Below are 15,248 nucleotides of genomic sequence, written 5' to 3' on the forward strand. Positions count from 1 at the left end.
GGTGCGCACGGCCTGGTCGAGGCGCGGCTTCCTGGCCTCAGCCGGGGTCGCGGCACTTGTGGCCGCGTGCGGATCCGACAAACCCGGCACCGTCGCGAAGGACGGGTCCGTCACCGTCACCCACGCCTTCGGTGAAACCCGCATCCCGGCCCCGCCCACCCGCGTCGTCAGCGCGGGCCTCACCGAACAGGACGACCTGCTCGCCGTCGGCGTGGTGCCCGTCGCGGTGACGGAGTGGTTCGGCGCGGAACCGTTCGCCGTCTGGCCGTGGGCCCGACCCCGGCTCGGCGCCGCCCAGCCCGTGGTGCTCAGCCTCGCCGACGGCCTGCAGATCGAGGCGATCGCGGCACTGAAGCCCGACCTGATCGTGGCCACCAACGCCGGGCTCGACGCCGACACCTACACCCGGCTGTCGGAGATCGCGCCGACCATCGCGCAATCCGGGCCTGCCTTCTTCGAGCCGTGGAAGGAGCAGGCCACCGTCATCGGTCAGGCGGTCTTCAAGGCCGACGACATGGCCGGCCAGATCGGTGCCGTCGACGAGAAGTTCACGGCCGCAGGGCAGAACAATCCCGAGTTCGGCGGCAAGAAGGCCATCCTGCTGCGCGGCACGCTGTACCGCGACAGCGCGCAGGCCACCGTGCCCGGCTGGCGCACCGAATTCCTCACCGCGCTCGGATTCACCGTTCCGGGGGTGCCCGCGCTGATCGCCCGCGATCAGATGGCCGCTGTTCTCGACGCCGCGGACGTGCTGATCTGGACGACCGAGAGCGACGAGGAGCAGGCCGCACTGCTGGCCGACCCCACGATCGCGCGGCTGACGGCGACCACCCGCAACCGGCACGTCTTCACCGGCCGGGAACTCGCAGGCGCCATCGCCTTCGCCTCGCCGCTGTCCTACCCGCTGGTCGCCGACCAGCTCCCACCGCGGCTGGCGGCCGCCCTGTCCTGAGACACTGTCCGGGTGACCAGCACCGACCTCGACCACCGCGGATCCGCCAGCATCGGCTCGGCCTACTACCCGACGCTGCTGGCGGTCTTCACCGGACTGGTGCTGATCTCGAACGTCGCCGCCACCAAGGGTGTGGCGTTCGGGCCCCTGCTCACCGACGGGGGCTTCCTCGTCTTCCCGCTCACCTACGTGATCGGCGACGTCCTCAGTGAGGTGTACGGCTTCCGCGCGGCACGTCGCGCCGTGTTCGTCGGCTTCGCGATGCAGGCCCTTGCGGTGTTGGTGCTGTGGCTCACCGTGCGGCTGCCCGGCGCGCCCGACTACGCCAACCAGGAGGCGCTGGCCAGCACCGTCGCGTCCATCACGGGGTTGGCGATCGCGGGCCTCGGCGGCTTCCTGGCCGGCCAGATGGTCAACGCCTACCTCGTCGTCTGGATCAAGCAACGCACCAAGGAGAGCCACCTGTGGGCCCGGCTGCTCGGCTCGACCGTCGTCGGCCAGTTCTGCGACACCCTGGTGTTCTGCGCGATCGCGGCGCCGATCATCGGGTTCGGGAACATGAGTTCGTTCGCCGTGTACGCGGCGCTGGGCTGGCTGTACAAGACCGCGGTGGAGGCGGCGCTGCTGCCCGTCACCTACCGTGTCATCGCCGCCATCAAGCACCGCGAGCCGACCTACCAGCCAGCCGTCTGAGCGAGCGTTAAGGCTCTTCTGGCAACTTCTACAAAGTTCGCCCACGTGAGGCTACTCGGCGGTAGCTTGTGCAGATGACAGTGGCAGCAGAGTCACCTCAGCAGATGACCCTCGGCACCGTGCACGACTACGGGGATCAGGCGATTTTACTTGACTTCGACGATATCGCCGAGGTTTTGGCGTGGGCCGCGGCAATTCGCCAGGCCGATCTACCCGGCGTCCTCGACGTGGTTCCCGGCGCGCGCACCGTGCTGGTCACGCTTGCTGGGCCGCGGTACCAGGCACCCACCCGGCAACGCCTCTCGACCATCCGGCCGGACCAGTCGGACGCCGCGGATTCCAGTGCGGACCGGCAGGCCGACGTCGTCATCGAGGTCGTCTACGACGGCGCCGATCTCGAGGAGGTCGCGCGCCTGACCGGACTGGACCCGGCGCAGGTGGTGGCGGCTCACACCGGCACGCTGTGGCGCGTCGGGTTCAGCGGCTTCGCGCCCGGCTTCGCCTACCTCGTCGGCGGGGACGACCGGCTCCATGTGCCGCGCCGCGACGAGCCGCGGACCAAGGTGCCCGCCGGATCCGTCGGCCTGGCCGGCGAGTTCAGTGGCGTCTACCCGCGCCAGTCCCCCGGCGGCTGGCAGTTGATCGGCCGCACCGCCGACGGTCAGGCCGCGCTCTGGGACATCACCCGCGACGAACCCGCCCTGCTGACACCAGGCAAGTGGGTCCAGTTCCGGTCCGTCGACTGAGGGAGGCACCCATGACCACATCGCTGGAGATCCTGCGGACCGGACCGCTGGCGCTCGTAGAGGATCTGGGCCGGCCCGGCATGTCGCATCTCGGCGTGTCCCGCTCCGGCGCGGCCGACCGCCGCTCCCACACGCTGGCCAACCGCCTGGTGGCCAACCCCAACGACCGGGCCACCGTCGAGGTCACCCTCGGCGGTCTCACCGCCCGGGTGCGCGGCGGCGACGTCGCCATCGCGGTGACGGGCGCCGACGCCGACCCGTCGGTGAATGGAAAGCCGTTCGGCACCAACAGTATCCGCTACGCGCACGACGGCGACGTGATCTCACTGGGGGTTCCCCACTCCGGCCTGCGGAGTTATCTCGCCGTCCGCGGCGGCATCGACGTGGCGCCTGTGCTGGGGTCACGCAGCTACGACGTGATGTCGGCGATCGGGCCGACACCGCTGCAACCCGGTGACGTGCTGCCGGTCGGCGAGCACACCGCGGACTTCCCCAAACTCGACCAGGCGCCGGTGGCCGCGATCGACGACGACGTGGTCGAACTGATGGTGGTCCCCGGGCCGCGTGACGACTGGTTCACCAACCCCGACGTGCTGGTGCGCACCAACTGGAAGGTCACCAACCACAGCGACCGGGTCGGGATCCGGCTCGTCGGCATGCCGCTCGACTACCGCAACACCGACCGCCAGCTGCCCAGCGAGGGCGCCACCCGCGGGTCGATCCAGGTGCCGCCGAACGGATTCCCGGTCATCCTCGGTCCCGACCACCCCGTGACCGGCGGCTATCCCGTCATCGGCGTGGTCTGCGGCGACGACATCGACAGGCTGGCGCAGATCCGGCCGGGCCAGACCGTGCGTCTGCACTGGACGCGGCCACGCCTGCCGTTCGGCGCCGGCTGACGACAACCGGCCCGGGTGTGCGCCGGCGCACATCCTGGTAGAACGTCTGTGTGCACACCGTGGTCCACACCGCACGCCTGGTCCACACCGCCGACCTCGACGCCGACACGCGCGAGCGCGCGCACCGCATGGTGGTCGACGCCTTCGACGGTGACTTCGACGACGACGACTGGGAGCACGCGCTGGGCGGCATGCACGCCCTCATCTGGCACCACGGCGCAATCGTGGCGCACGGCGCAGTGGTGCAGCGCCGGCTGATCCACCGCGACACCGCGCTGCGCTGCGGCTACGTCGAAGGGGTCGCGGTACACGAGGAGTGGCGGGGTCGCGGGCTGGGCAGTGCCGTGATGGATGCCGTCGAGCAGGTGATCCGGGGCGCCTATCAGGTCGGGGCGCTCGGCGCCTCGGAGATGGCCCGCGAGATGTACGTCGCGCGCGGCTGGCTCCCGTGGCAGGGCCAGACCTCGGCGCTCACACCGACCGGCACCGTCCGCACACCCGACGACGACGTGTTCGTACTCCCGGTGTCCGTCGAACTGGACCGCTCCGCCGACCTGGTCTGCGACTGGCGCGCCGGCGACGTCTGGTGAGTGGGCGGTCCTCACAGGACCGAGTTGCGGCGGGTGAGTGGAATTTCACGCACGAGTCATCGCCGAGCGCTTTGGGGTAACGCAGCATTCCTAGCGTGTGCGTCATGTCGCATCGCATCACCGACTGGGATCCCGAGGACGTCGTCGCCTGGGAAGCCGGCAACAAGCACATCGCCCGCCGCAACCTGATCTGGTCCGTCGCCGCCGAGCACATCGGCTTCTCCATCTGGTCGATCTGGTCGGTGATGGTGCTGTTCATGCCGGAGAGCGTGTACGGCTTCTCGGCGGGCGACAAGTTCCTGCTCGGCGCGACCGCCACGCTGGTCGGCGCCTGCCTGCGCATCCCCTACACGCTGGCCACCTCGACGTTCGGCGGCCGCAACTGGACGGTGTTCTCCGCCTTCGTGCTGCTCATTCCCACGGTCGGCACGATGCTGCTGCTGGCCAATCCCGGCCTGCCGCTGTGGCCCTACCTGCTGTGCGCGGCGCTGGCCGGCTTCGGTGGCGGCAACTTCGCCTCCTCGATGACCAACATCAACGCGTTCTACCCCCAGCGGCTCAAGGGCTGGGCGCTCGGCCTCAACGCCGGCGGCGGCAACATCGGCGTGCCGGTGATCCAGCTGGTGGGTCTGCTCGTCATCGCCGCCGCGGGAAACCGCCAGCCGTACTGGGTGTGCGCGGTGTACCTGGTGGCGCTGGCCGTCGCCGGTATCGGCGCCGCGAAGTACATGGACAACCTCGAGCAACACAAGATCGACTTCACTGCGATGAAAGACATTCTGCGCGAACGGGATACGTGGGTGATCTCGCTGCTCTACATCGGCACCTTCGGCTCGTTCATCGGATTCGCCTTCGCATTCGGCCAGGTGCTCCAGATCAACTTCACCGCGGGCGGGCAGTCGCCTGCCGAGGCCTCGCTGCACGCCGCACAGATCGCGTTCGTCGGGCCGCTGCTCGGCTCGCTGGCGCGGGTCTACGGCGGCAAGCTCGCCGACCGCATCGGCGGCGGACGGGTCACCCTCGTGGTGTTCGCCGGCATGATCCTGGCCGCCGGCCTGCTGGTCGCGATCAGCACGCTCGACGACCACAGCGTCGGCGCCGCCACCGCGACCACCATGGCGGGCTACGTCGTCGGCTTCATCGCACTGTTCCTGCTGTCCGGCTTCGGCAACGGGTCGGTCTACAAGATGATCCCGTCGATCTTCGACGCCAGGAGCAGGTCGCTCGATCTGAGCGAGGCCGAACGGGTGAACTGGTCACGGGCGATGTCGGGCGCACTGATCGGCTTCGCCGGCGCGGTCGGCGCGCTGGGCGGGGTGGGCATCAACCTCGCGCTGCGGCAGTCCTACCTCAGCAGCGGGTCGGCGACCTCGGCGTTCTGGATCTTCGCGGTGTTCTACGTGGTGGCCTCCGTCGTCACCTGGGCGCGCTACGTGCGGCGTCCCGGCATGGCTGAGATCACCCCGGACCGCGACCAGCGACATACCTCGGCAATGGCCGGGTAACCGTCCCGAAACACGAGCTGAATAGACAGAGAGCATGAGTGAGCCTGACTGGGCGCCGCTCACCGGCTTCCGGGTAGCGGTGACGTCCGCCCGCCGAGCCGACGAACTGGCCACGCTGCTGCGGCGCCGAGGAGCCACGGTGACCAGTGCCGCCGCCATCACGATGGTGCCGCTGCCCGACGACGACGAGCTGCGCTCGCACACCGAGGCGCTGATCGACCTGCCGCCCAACATCGTCATCGCCACCACGGGCATCGGCTTCCGGGGCTGGGTCGCCGCCGCCGACGGCTGGGGGCTGGCAGGCGAGCTCATCACCGCGCTCGGCAAGGCCCGCATCGTGTCCCGCGGGCCCAAGGCCACCGGGGCCCTGCGCGCCGCCGGGCTGCCCGAGGAGTGGTCGCCGGAGTCGGAGTCCTCCCGCGAACTGGTGCACTACCTGGTCGAGGGTGGCATCGCCGGCATGCGCATCGCCGTGCAGCTGCACGGCGCCACCAACGACTGGGACCCGTTCCCCGAATTTCTCGACGAACTGCGTGCCGCAGGCGCCGAGGTGGTGCCGATCATGGTGTACCGCTGGCACCCCGCCCCACGCGACGGTGAGTTCGACCAGCTGGTGACGGGCATCGCCGACCAGAAGTTCGACGCGGTCAGCTTCACCTCGGCGCCTGCGGTGGCGTCGGTGCTGATGCGGGCCACGGAACTGGGCATCGCCGACCGGGTGCTGTCGGCGCTGCGCACCGACGTGCACGCGATGTGCGTCGGGCCCGTCACCGCGCGGCCCCTGGTGCGCCTCGGCGTGCCCACCTCCGCGCCGGAACGGATGCGCCTCGGAGCGCTGGCCCGCCACATCACCGACGAGCTGCCGCTGCTGCAGTCGCGCACCGTGAAGGTCGCCGGGCATGTCCTGGAGATCCGAGGTACCTGCGTGATGGTCGACGGGGTGGTCAAGTCGCTCTCGCCTGCCGCCATGGCGACCATCCGCGCGCTGGCACACCGGCCGGGCGATGTGGTGTCGCGCACCGACCTGCTCGATGCCCTGCCCGGCGGCGGCACCGACACCCACGCCGTGGAGACCGCCGTGCTGCGACTGCGAACAGCGTTGGGCGACAAGCACATCGTCTCGACCGTGGTCAAGCGTGGATACCGGCTGGCGGTCGACGACGGACTGGCGGCGGCCCGGTGAACCCCGCGGCCAACCTGGTGCTCGTGGCGCACGGCACCCGCAAGCAGCGCGGTGTCGCACTGGTCGGTGACATCGCGGCACAGGTCGCCGCGACGCTGGGGCGTCAGGTGCACGTCGCGTTCGTCGACGTGCTCGGGCCCACGCCGGCCGAGGTCCTCCGGGGGTTGCCCGATGCGCCTGCCCTGGTCGTGCCCGCCTTCCTGTCGCGGGGATACCACGTGGGCGTCGACATCCCCGCACACGTCGACGCCAGCGGTCACCCCGACGTGACGGTCACCGACGCGCTGGGGCCCGATCCGCAGCTGATCCGGGTGCTGGCCGACCGGCTCGTCGAATCCGGCTGGCAGCAGGGCGATTCGGTGGTCCTTGCCGCGGCGGGTACCTCCGATCCGGTGGCGCAACGCGATCTGCACACCACCGCGACGTGGCTCTCGGCGCTGACCGGATCACGCGTCGAGCTGGCCTTCGCCGCCACGGGCGAGCCGCGGGTGGCCGACGCGGTCGCCGATCTGCGCCGGCGTGGCCGGCGGCGGGTGGTCGTGGCCTCCTACCTGCTGTCCGAGGGACTCTTCCAGGATCGACTGCGCGACAGCGGCGCCGACGTCGTGACCGCACCGCTGGGCACGCATCCGGGGCTGGTGCGCCTGATCGCCAGCCGATTCCGGCGGGCGCGGGTGACGGTGCCGGCGTAGCCCTGAGCGGGGAACCGGTCGTCAGTTGACGTTGTCGGCGTCCTGCGGGCCGCCTGCGACGAGAAGCCGGGCCACCGACTCGATCGAGTCGTGCTGCTCCTTGGCCATCGCGACGAGCAGCGAGTACGCCTGCGCGACGTCGGCGCCGAACTTCTCCATCAACAGCAGCTTCGCCTGGTTGATGACGTCCCTGCGGGCCGACCCGCGACGCGACTGCCCCGTCATCAGCAGCCCGATGTGCCGCGCGAGCAGTTCGGCGGTTCCCTCGACGCCGTCCTCGAGTGCGCCTGCGTTGTCCGCGTAGAGGTTCAGCGCCGCCCGGACCTCGGCTCCGAGACACACCGGCACCGCCACCACCGCGCGTACCGGCGTGCTCACCAGCGCCTGCCGGGCGAACGCCGGCCACCGGCTGTCGTCGGTCAGGTCGTCGGCGCGGTACGGCCTGCCGTCGTAGGCCGCACTGAGACTCGGGCCCTCGCAGACGCGGCGGGTGATGTTGTCCAGCACGAGCGGATGGCCGTCGGTGGCGGCCATCGACCGAATGAGGACGCCTTCCCCGACACAGGTGATGCCCGCGTGGTCGACACCCGGCAGCAGCCGCACGGCCAGCATGGTGATGTCACCCAATCGCTCGGTGCTGGGGCGGCGCTGACCGGTGTTCGCCATGAGCGCGATCGCGTCATCGATACGCCTACCGATGTCGCGGCGCTCCAGCGAAGGTTCGTCGACGCATTCACCACCCGGCGACATGCGGCGGGCGTACCCGCGCAGCGGTCAGGCAAACATGTGTTGTCGGATTCGCGGCCGTCAGGCCGGCGCGACCTCCACGAACCCGTCCGCGGTGACCCTGGCGCGGTACACCGGCACCGAGACCGCCGAGTCGTCCAGGCAGCTGCCGTCGTCGAACGCGAAAGCCTGCTTCTTGATCGGCGACTGCACGATGGCGCGGCCGGCGCGGTCCCCGACGATGCCCCGCGACATCACCGCGGCGCCGGAGAACGGATCGATGTTGCCGACGGCGGCCAGCGAACCGTCGTCCAGCCGGAAGAGAGCGACCTGGGAGCCGTCGGCGAGCAACACGCCCACGCCGCGGTTCGGGATCAGGTAGTCGTACCGGCAGGCGGGCGTCCAGCCCGAGTCCTGCTTCGGATCACGTTCTCTACGATCGTCGACGAGCGTCATGTGGTCTCCTGCATGGGCTTGATCGTGGGCATTCCGATCGACACCGGCACCTTGCGACCGCCGTTCTCGGTGAACTCGACAGTCGGGTCGGGCACGTCGGGCGCATTGACGAACGACACGAACCGCGACAGCTTGTCCGGGTCCTCGAGGACGCCCTTCCATTCGCAGGCATAGCCGTCGACGTGACGCGTGACGGCCTCCTCGAACTCGGCGGCCAGGCCGAGCGAGTCCTCGCAGACCACCTCACGCAGGTGGTCCATCCCGCCGTCGAGCGCGTCGACCCAGGGCGCGGTGCGCTGCAGCCGGTCGGCCGTGCGGATGTAGAACATCAGGAACCGGTCGATGTAGCGCACCAGAGTGTCGTCGTCGAGGTCGCCGGCCAGCAGCTGCGCGTGCTTGGGCGTCATCCCGCCGTTGCCGCCGACATACAGGTTCCACCCTGTCTCGGTGGCGATGACGCCGACGTCCTTACCGCGCGCCTCCGCACATTCCCGGGCACAGCCCGACACGCCCATCTTGATCTTGTGCGGGGACCGCAAGCCGCGGTAGCGGAGTTCGAGGTTTATGGCCATCTGCACCGAATCCTGCTGGCCGTAGCGGCACCAGTCGCTGCCCACGCAGCTCTTCACCGTGCGCAGCGACTTGCCGTAGGCCTGGCCGGACTCCATTCCGCCCTCGACGAGCCGGCGCCAGATCTCGGGCAGCTGATCGACCCTGGCGCCGAACATGTCGATGCGCTGACCGCCGGTGATCTTCGTGTACAGGCCGAAGTCGCGGGCGATCTCGCCGATCAGGATCAGGTGCTCGGGCGTGATGTCGCCGCCCGGCACCCGCGGCACCACCGAGTAGCTGCCGTTCTTCTGGATGTTGGCCAGGAAGTGGTCGTTGGAGTCCTGCAGCGACGCCTGCTCGCCGTCGAGGATGTGGTCCGAACTCGTCGACGCCAGGATTGAGGCAACCGTGGGTTTGCAGATGTCGCAACCCCTTCCGGTGCCGAAGCGTTCGATCAACCCGGTGAAGGTGCGGATCGAGGTCGCGGAGACGATCTCGAACAGCTCGCTGCGCGACTGGCTGAAGTGCTCGCACAGCGCCTTGGACTGCTCGACGCCTTCGGCCTCCAGCAGCTGCTTGAGCAGCGGCACACACGACCCGCACGACGTGCCCGCCTTGGTGCACGCCTTCAGGCCGGCGACGTCGCAGCAGCCACCGGCGATGGCATCGGTGAGATCGCCCTTCGTGACGTTGTTGCACGAGCAGATCTGCGCGGCGGGCGGCAGTGCGCCGACCCCGAGTTGACTTGCGCCACCCTCGCTTCCGGCCGGTGCGATCAGGGCCATCGGGTCGCCGGGCAGCTCTTCGCCGACCATCGGCCGCAGCACCCCGTAGGCCGACGCGTCGCCGACCAGGATGCCGCCGAGCAGCGTCTTGGCGTCGTCGGAGAGCACCAGCTTCGCGTAGGTCTGATTCACCGCGTCGTTGACGACGACCTCGAGGGACTTCGGGGTGCGCCCCATCGCGTCGCCGAAGCTCGCCACGTCGACGCCGAGCAGCTTGAGCTTGGTGGACAGGTCGGCCTCGGGGAACTCGGCCGCACCGCCGAGCAGCCGGTCGGCGACCACCTCGGCGCTGGTGTAGCCGGGGCCGACGAGCCCGTAGCAGCGGCCCTCGATCGCGGCCACCTCGCCGATCGCGAAGATCGCGGGATCGCGGGTGGCGCAGGACAGGTCGGTCAGCACGCCACCACGCTCGGCGAGTTCCAGCCCGGCGTCGCGGGCCAGTTCGTCGCGGGGGCGCACACCCGCGGCGAAGATGACCACCGCGGCGTCGATGAACGACCCGTCGCTCAATGCCACCCGCATCGAGTCGTCCTCCGCGGACCGCTTCAGCGGCCGGTTGCGTTGCGCCGGCCTGATCGACTCGGTGCCGACATCGGTGTGCACCGTGATGCCGAGCTCGCTGATCATCCTGCCCAGCAGTGCGCCGCCCGCCTCGTCGAGCTGCTGCGCCATCAGCCGCGGGGACCGCTCGATGACATGGGCGTCCAGTCCGAAGCCGCGCAGCGCGTTGGCGGCCTCCAGGCCCAGCAGACCGCCGCCGATCACCACACCCACCGGGGTGCGGCCGGTCTCGCGGGCCCGCACGGCGTCGGCGCGGATGGCGTCGAGGTCGTCGAGGGTGCGGTAGACGTGGCAGGCGGGCAGGTCGCGGCCGGGCACCGGCGGCACGAACGCGTAGGAACCCGTCGCGAGCACAAGCGCGTCGTAGCCGATCGTGGTGCCGTCGGCGGTGGTGACCGTCCGGGCGTCCCGGTCGATGGCGGTAACCGGGCTGCCGAGCTTGAGCGTGACGCGGTCGTCGCCGGCGTAGTCGTTGCCGGGCAACGCCAGCAGCGCGCGGTCCCAGTGTTCGGTGTAGGCGGTCAGCCCGACCCGGTCGTAGGCGGCGTCGGCCTCCTCGGCCACCACGGTGACCTGCCAGGTGCCTGCCTCGTCGCGTGACCTCAGGGCCTCGACGAACCGGTGTCCGACCATGCCGTGGCCGACGACCACGACGTTCTTCGTTGACGGCATGGCCCGAGGCTACGGAGCCGATATTGCCGAAATGTCGCCCTGTGTGACGCTGCCATCACGGTGTGCTCACGGGCGGCGGAGCGGGGGTGTGAGCCGGCTCGACCGGCTACTTCCAGCGGTCGAGCAACTCCGTGGCCCGCTTCGCCAGCGCGAACTGCAGGAACGGCCCGAAGCTGATCCGGGCGACGCCCAGCGGACCGAACGACGCCGGGTCGTCCTCGTCGGGCAGCCCGATCGCATTGATCGGCAGCGGCAGTTCGGCGGTCAGCCGGCGCAGCGTGTCCGCGTCGTGGCGGCCCACCGGGTAGAGCACGTCGGCGCCCGCCTGCGCGGCCTCGGTCAACCGGGCGACGGCCCGGTCGACGCGATCGGCGTCGTCGCCGTCCTTGCGCAGGAAGAGGTCGGTGCGGGCGTTGACCACCACGTGCACCCCCGCGTCGTCGGCGGCCCGGCGCAGCGCGCCGACGAGTTCGGCGTGATCGGCCGACGACCGCAGGCGGCCACCCTCGGCATGCACGGTGTCTTCGATGTTGAGCCCGACCGCGCCCACCCCGAGCAGGCCCTCGATCAGCCGCGTCGGCGCCTCGCCGTAACCGGACTCGATGTCCACCGACACCGGAACGTCGACGGCTTCGGTGATCTGCGCGACGCGGGTCAGCAGTTCGTCGAACGTCATGCCCTCGTTGTCGGCCCTGCCGATCGAGTCGGCCACCGGATGGCTGCCCACGGTCAACGCCGCGAACCCGGCGTCGACCGCCAATTTGGCCGACCACGCGTCCCAGACCGTCGGCAGGACGACCGGGTCACCGGGGCGGTGCAGCGCCAGCAACTCGTCCGCCCGGCTCTTCAGAATTTGCTTGTCCATTACGAAATCACTCCATCTGACGTGATCTGTCTCACGCCGCAGTCGGTGATGTGGCTAGCATCAATTGCGTAATGTGATTCACGACACCCTTCAGCCCAAGGAGGTCACTTGTCCAGCACAACCGAGTTCAGCGAGCTGCACGAACTCATCGGCGGCCTGCGCCGATGCGTCGCTTCGCTGGCGTCGAAGTACGGCGACTCGCCCGCGATGCGTCGCATCGTCAATGATGCCGAACGCATCCTCAACGACGTCGACCGCCTCGACATCGACGCCGAGGAGCTCGAGCTCGGTCGCGGGATGAGCCGCCACCACCACATCGGAGAGAAGATCGCCATCCCCGACACCCAGTACGACACCGAGTTCTGGCGCGGCGTCGACGACGAGGGCCTCGGCGGCACCCGATGAGTGAGCGCGGGTGACGTCTGCCCGCGCACCGCTTGAAACCCACCGCCGCGGGTAACCGCCCGGTTGGTCGACCTCGACAGATCTGCGAAAGGCAACAGTGAGCGCACCCACCGCCGACCGGGACGGCACCGGCGTCTTCTCATCGACACGCGCGGAGATCAAGCAGCGCACGCTGCGCACCGATCGCTGGTGGCAGTCACCGCTCGTCGTCGACCTGGGTTTCGCCGCATTCGTCATCTATGCGACGGTGCGGGCATTCCTGCAGCGGGACTACTTCGTCCCCGAGTACCACTACCTGACGCCGTTCTACTCGCCGTGCATCAGCACCGGCTGCCTGCCGGAGGCTAGCGGTTTCTGGCCGCAGTTCGTGCCGGACTGGCCGATCTTCCCGTACGCGCTGCTGTCGCTGCCGTTCCTGCTGCTGTTCCGGCTGACCTGCTACTACTACCGCGGCGCCTACTACCGGTCGGTGTGGCAGGCCCCCACCGCCTGCGCCGTCGCCGAACCGCACGCCAAGTACACCGGTGAGACCCGCTTCCCGCTGATCATCCAGAACACCCACCGCTACTTCTTCTACATTGCGGCCCTGATCTCGGTGATCAACACCTACGACGCGATCATCGCCTTCCACTCGCCCAGCGGCTTCGGATTCGGCCTGGGCAACATCATCCTCGTGGTCAACGTGGTGATGCTGTGGGTCTACACGATCTCGTGCCACTCCTGCCGCCACGTCGTGGGCGGACGCCTCAAGCACTTCTCGAAACACCCTGTGCGCTACTGGCTCTGGACGAAGGTCAGCGTGCTCAACACCCGGCACAAGCTGTACGCCTGGATCACCCTCGGCACGCTGATGCTCACCGACTTCTACGTCATGCTGGTGGCCAGCGGCACGATCTCGGACCTGAGGTTCATCGGCTGAGATCACCCGACCGACAGCGCAATTCGAGACAACAGGACATTGGAAGACGAGTGAGGACACATGGCTGAGGCCGAGCTGGAACGGCACGAGTACGACGTCGTCGTGATCGGTGCCGGTGGCGCAGGACTGCGAGCGGTGATCGAGGCCCGCGAACGGGGTCTGCGCGTCGCCGTGGTGACCAAGTCGCTGTTCGGCAAGGCGCACACCGTGATGGCCGAAGGCGGCTGCGCGGCGGCGATGAAGAACGCCAACCCGAAGGACACCTGGCAGATCCACTTCGCCGACACCATGCGCGGCGGCAAGTTCCTGAACAACTGGCGGATGGCCGAGCTGCACGCCCAGGAGGCGCCCGACCGGGTGTGGGAGCTGGAGACCTACGGCGCACTGTTCGACCGCACCAAGGACGGCCGGATCAGCCAGCGCAACTTCGGCGGCCACACCTACCCGCGGCTCGCGCACGTCGGCGACCGCACCGGCCTGGAGATCATCCGCACCCTGCAGCAGAAGATCGTGTCGCTGCAGCAGGAGGACAAGCGCGAACTCGGTGACTACGAGGCCCGCATCCGGGTCTTCCACGAGTGCTCCATCACCGACCTCGTCCTGGACAAGGGGCCGAGCGACGACCCCAGCGCCGAACACGAGGCGACCGGGGCGCAGGGCGAGAACCAGGGCAGGATCGCCGGCGCGTTCGGCTACTACCGCGAGACCGGCAACTTCGTGCTGTTCGAGGCGCCCGCCGTGGTGCTCGCGACCGGTGGCATCGGCAAGTCGTTCAAGGTGTCGTCGAACTCCTGGGAGTACACCGGCGACGGTCACGCGCTGGCACTGCGGGCGGGTTCGAGCCTGATCAACATGGAGTTCATCCAGTTCCACCCCACCGGCATGGTCTGGCCGCTGTCCGTCAAGGGCATCCTGGTCACCGAGGGTGTGCGCGGCGACGGCGGAGTGCTGAAGAACTCCGAGGGCAAGCGCTTCATGTTCGACTACATCCCGGACGTGTTCAAGGGCCAGTACGCCGAGTCCGAGGAAGAGGCCGACCAGTGGCTCAAGGACAACGACTCGGCCCGCCGGACCCCTGACCTGCTTCCGCGTGACGAGGTGGCGCGCGCCATCAACTCCGAGGTGAAGGCGGGTCGCGGGACACCGCACGGCGGCGTCTACCTCGACATCGCCTCGCGCATGCCGACCGAGGAGATCAAGCGGCGCCTGCCGTCGATGTACCACCAGTTCATCGAGCTGGCCGAGGTCGACATCACCAAGGACGAGATGGAGGTCGGGCCGACCTGCCACTACGTGATGGGCGGCATCGAGGTCGATCCCGACACCGGGGGCGCCGCCACCGCGGGGCTTTTCGCCGCGGGCGAGTGCTCCGGCGGCATGCACGGCTCCAACCGCCTGGGCGGCAACTCGCTGTCGGACCTGCTGGTGTTCGGCCGCCGTGCCGGGCTCGGCGCCGCGGACTACGTGCGGGCGCTGTCCGACGACCGGCCGAAGGTGTCGCAGGAGGCGGTCGACGAGGCCGTCAAGATGGCACTGGCCCCGTACGACACGCACGAGAATCCGGAGAACCCGTACACCCTGCACGCCGAACTGCAGGAGTCGATGAACGACCTCGTCGGCATCATCCGCAAGGAGGACGAGATCCAGTCCGCCCTCGACAAGCTGGACGAGCTGCGGGCCCGCGTGCAGAACGTCACCGTCGAAGGCGGCCGGGCGTTCAACCCCGGGTGGCACCTGGCCATCGACATGCGCAACATGCTGCTGGTCAGCGAATGCGTGGCCAAGGCCGCGCTGCAGCGCACGGAGAGCCGCGGCGGGCACACCCGCGACGACTTCCCGGAGATGGACTCCAAGTGGCGCAACACGCTGCTGGTGTGCCGCACCGACGACGTCGCGACCGTGGACAAGATGGTGCCGGGCGTGACGGTGGAGTCCGAGGAGCAGGTGCCGATGCGGGAGGACCTGCTGGGCTGCTTCGAACTGTCCGAGCTGGAGAAGTACTACACCGACGGTGAACTCACCGCGCATCCCGAACGGAAGGGCTGAA

At 69.3% G+C, this 15,248-nt stretch carries 15 protein-coding genes; 11 read left to right on the forward strand and 4 right to left on the reverse strand.

Going from position 1 to position 15,248, the window contains the following annotated elements:
• The first annotated feature begins 1 nt into the window (after position 1).
• The 8 genes from AB0K11_RS14095 (at position 2) to AB0K11_RS14130 (ending at position 7,260) form a co-directional block, all read left to right on the forward strand.
• Complete coding sequence (locus AB0K11_RS14095) at positions 2-952, forward strand: ABC transporter substrate-binding protein (RefSeq protein ID WP_364977411.1); 951 nt, start codon at positions 2-4, stop codon at positions 950-952.
• Between the two features lie 12 nt (positions 953-964).
• The gene (locus AB0K11_RS14100; protein WP_364977413.1) at positions 965-1,645 is read left to right on the forward strand and encodes a queuosine precursor transporter; all 681 of its coding nucleotides are present in this window, start codon (positions 965-967) and stop codon (positions 1,643-1,645) included.
• A gap of 74 nt (positions 1,646-1,719) precedes the next feature.
• On the forward strand, positions 1,720-2,391 hold the full coding sequence (locus tag AB0K11_RS14105) for an allophanate hydrolase subunit 1 (protein WP_364977415.1): 672 nt from the start codon (positions 1,720-1,722) through the stop codon (positions 2,389-2,391).
• Between the two features lie 11 nt (positions 2,392-2,402).
• Entirely contained in the window at positions 2,403-3,290 is an 888-nt protein-coding gene (locus AB0K11_RS14110) for a biotin-dependent carboxyltransferase family protein (protein WP_364977417.1), read from the forward strand.
• Positions 3,291-3,340: 50 nt separating this feature from the next.
• Complete coding sequence (locus AB0K11_RS14115) at positions 3,341-3,880, forward strand: GNAT family N-acetyltransferase (RefSeq protein WP_364977419.1); 540 nt, start codon at positions 3,341-3,343, stop codon at positions 3,878-3,880.
• A 104-nt stretch (positions 3,881-3,984) separates the two neighbouring features.
• Entirely contained in the window at positions 3,985-5,385 is a 1,401-nt protein-coding gene (locus AB0K11_RS14120) for a nitrate/nitrite transporter (RefSeq protein ID WP_364977421.1), read from the forward strand.
• Positions 5,386-5,419: 34 nt separating this feature from the next.
• Complete coding sequence (locus AB0K11_RS14125; RefSeq protein ID WP_364977423.1) at positions 5,420-6,568, forward strand: uroporphyrinogen-III synthase; 1,149 nt, start codon at positions 5,420-5,422, stop codon at positions 6,566-6,568.
• On the forward strand, positions 6,565-7,260 hold the full coding sequence (locus tag AB0K11_RS14130) for a sirohydrochlorin chelatase (RefSeq protein ID WP_364977425.1): 696 nt from the start codon (positions 6,565-6,567) through the stop codon (positions 7,258-7,260). The genes AB0K11_RS14125 and AB0K11_RS14130 overlap by 4 nt, the downstream gene beginning before the upstream one ends.
• Before the next feature lie 21 nt (positions 7,261-7,281).
• Here the strand turns inward: AB0K11_RS14130 and AB0K11_RS14135 are convergent, their stop codons facing one another.
• From AB0K11_RS14135 to AB0K11_RS14150, 4 genes are all read right to left on the reverse strand, one after another.
• Positions 7,282-8,010: an ANTAR domain-containing protein gene (locus AB0K11_RS14135; protein ID WP_364977427.1), complete on the reverse strand. Its 729-nt coding sequence runs from the start codon at positions 8,008-8,010 to the stop codon at positions 7,282-7,284.
• A 57-nt stretch (positions 8,011-8,067) separates the two neighbouring features.
• Positions 8,068-8,442 (reverse strand): nitrite reductase small subunit NirD, encoded by a 375-nt coding sequence (gene nirD / locus AB0K11_RS14140; protein ID WP_364977429.1) that lies wholly within the window; start codon positions 8,440-8,442, stop codon positions 8,068-8,070.
• Positions 8,439-11,012: a nitrite reductase large subunit NirB gene (gene nirB / locus AB0K11_RS14145; protein WP_364977431.1), complete on the reverse strand. Its 2,574-nt coding sequence runs from the start codon at positions 11,010-11,012 to the stop codon at positions 8,439-8,441. The genes nirD and nirB overlap by 4 nt, the downstream gene beginning before the upstream one ends.
• A 106-nt stretch (positions 11,013-11,118) precedes the next feature.
• On the reverse strand, positions 11,119-11,877 hold the full coding sequence (locus AB0K11_RS14150) for an isocitrate lyase/phosphoenolpyruvate mutase family protein (RefSeq protein WP_364977433.1): 759 nt from the start codon (positions 11,875-11,877) through the stop codon (positions 11,119-11,121).
• 108 nt (positions 11,878-11,985) lie between these two features.
• On the opposite strand from AB0K11_RS14150, the gene AB0K11_RS14155 reads away from it, so the two are divergent.
• From AB0K11_RS14155 to AB0K11_RS14165, 3 genes are all read left to right on the forward strand, one after another.
• Positions 11,986-12,282, forward strand: coding sequence for a hypothetical protein (locus AB0K11_RS14155; RefSeq protein WP_264011464.1), 297 nt, complete (start codon positions 11,986-11,988; stop codon positions 12,280-12,282).
• A 97-nt stretch (positions 12,283-12,379) separates the two neighbouring features.
• Positions 12,380-13,201, forward strand: coding sequence for a hypothetical protein (locus AB0K11_RS14160; protein ID WP_264011465.1), 822 nt, complete (start codon positions 12,380-12,382; stop codon positions 13,199-13,201).
• 60 nt (positions 13,202-13,261) lie between these two features.
• A complete protein-coding gene (locus tag AB0K11_RS14165; protein WP_364977436.1) occupies positions 13,262-15,247 on the forward strand; it encodes a fumarate reductase/succinate dehydrogenase flavoprotein subunit in 1,986 nt (661 codons plus the stop codon).
• Position 15,248: the final 1 nt, after the last annotated feature.

The sequence above is a fragment of the Mycobacterium sp. NPDC050551 genome, assembly GCF_040674075.1.
In the GTDB taxonomy this organism is placed as follows: Bacteria; Actinomycetota; Actinomycetes; order Mycobacteriales; family Mycobacteriaceae; genus Mycobacterium.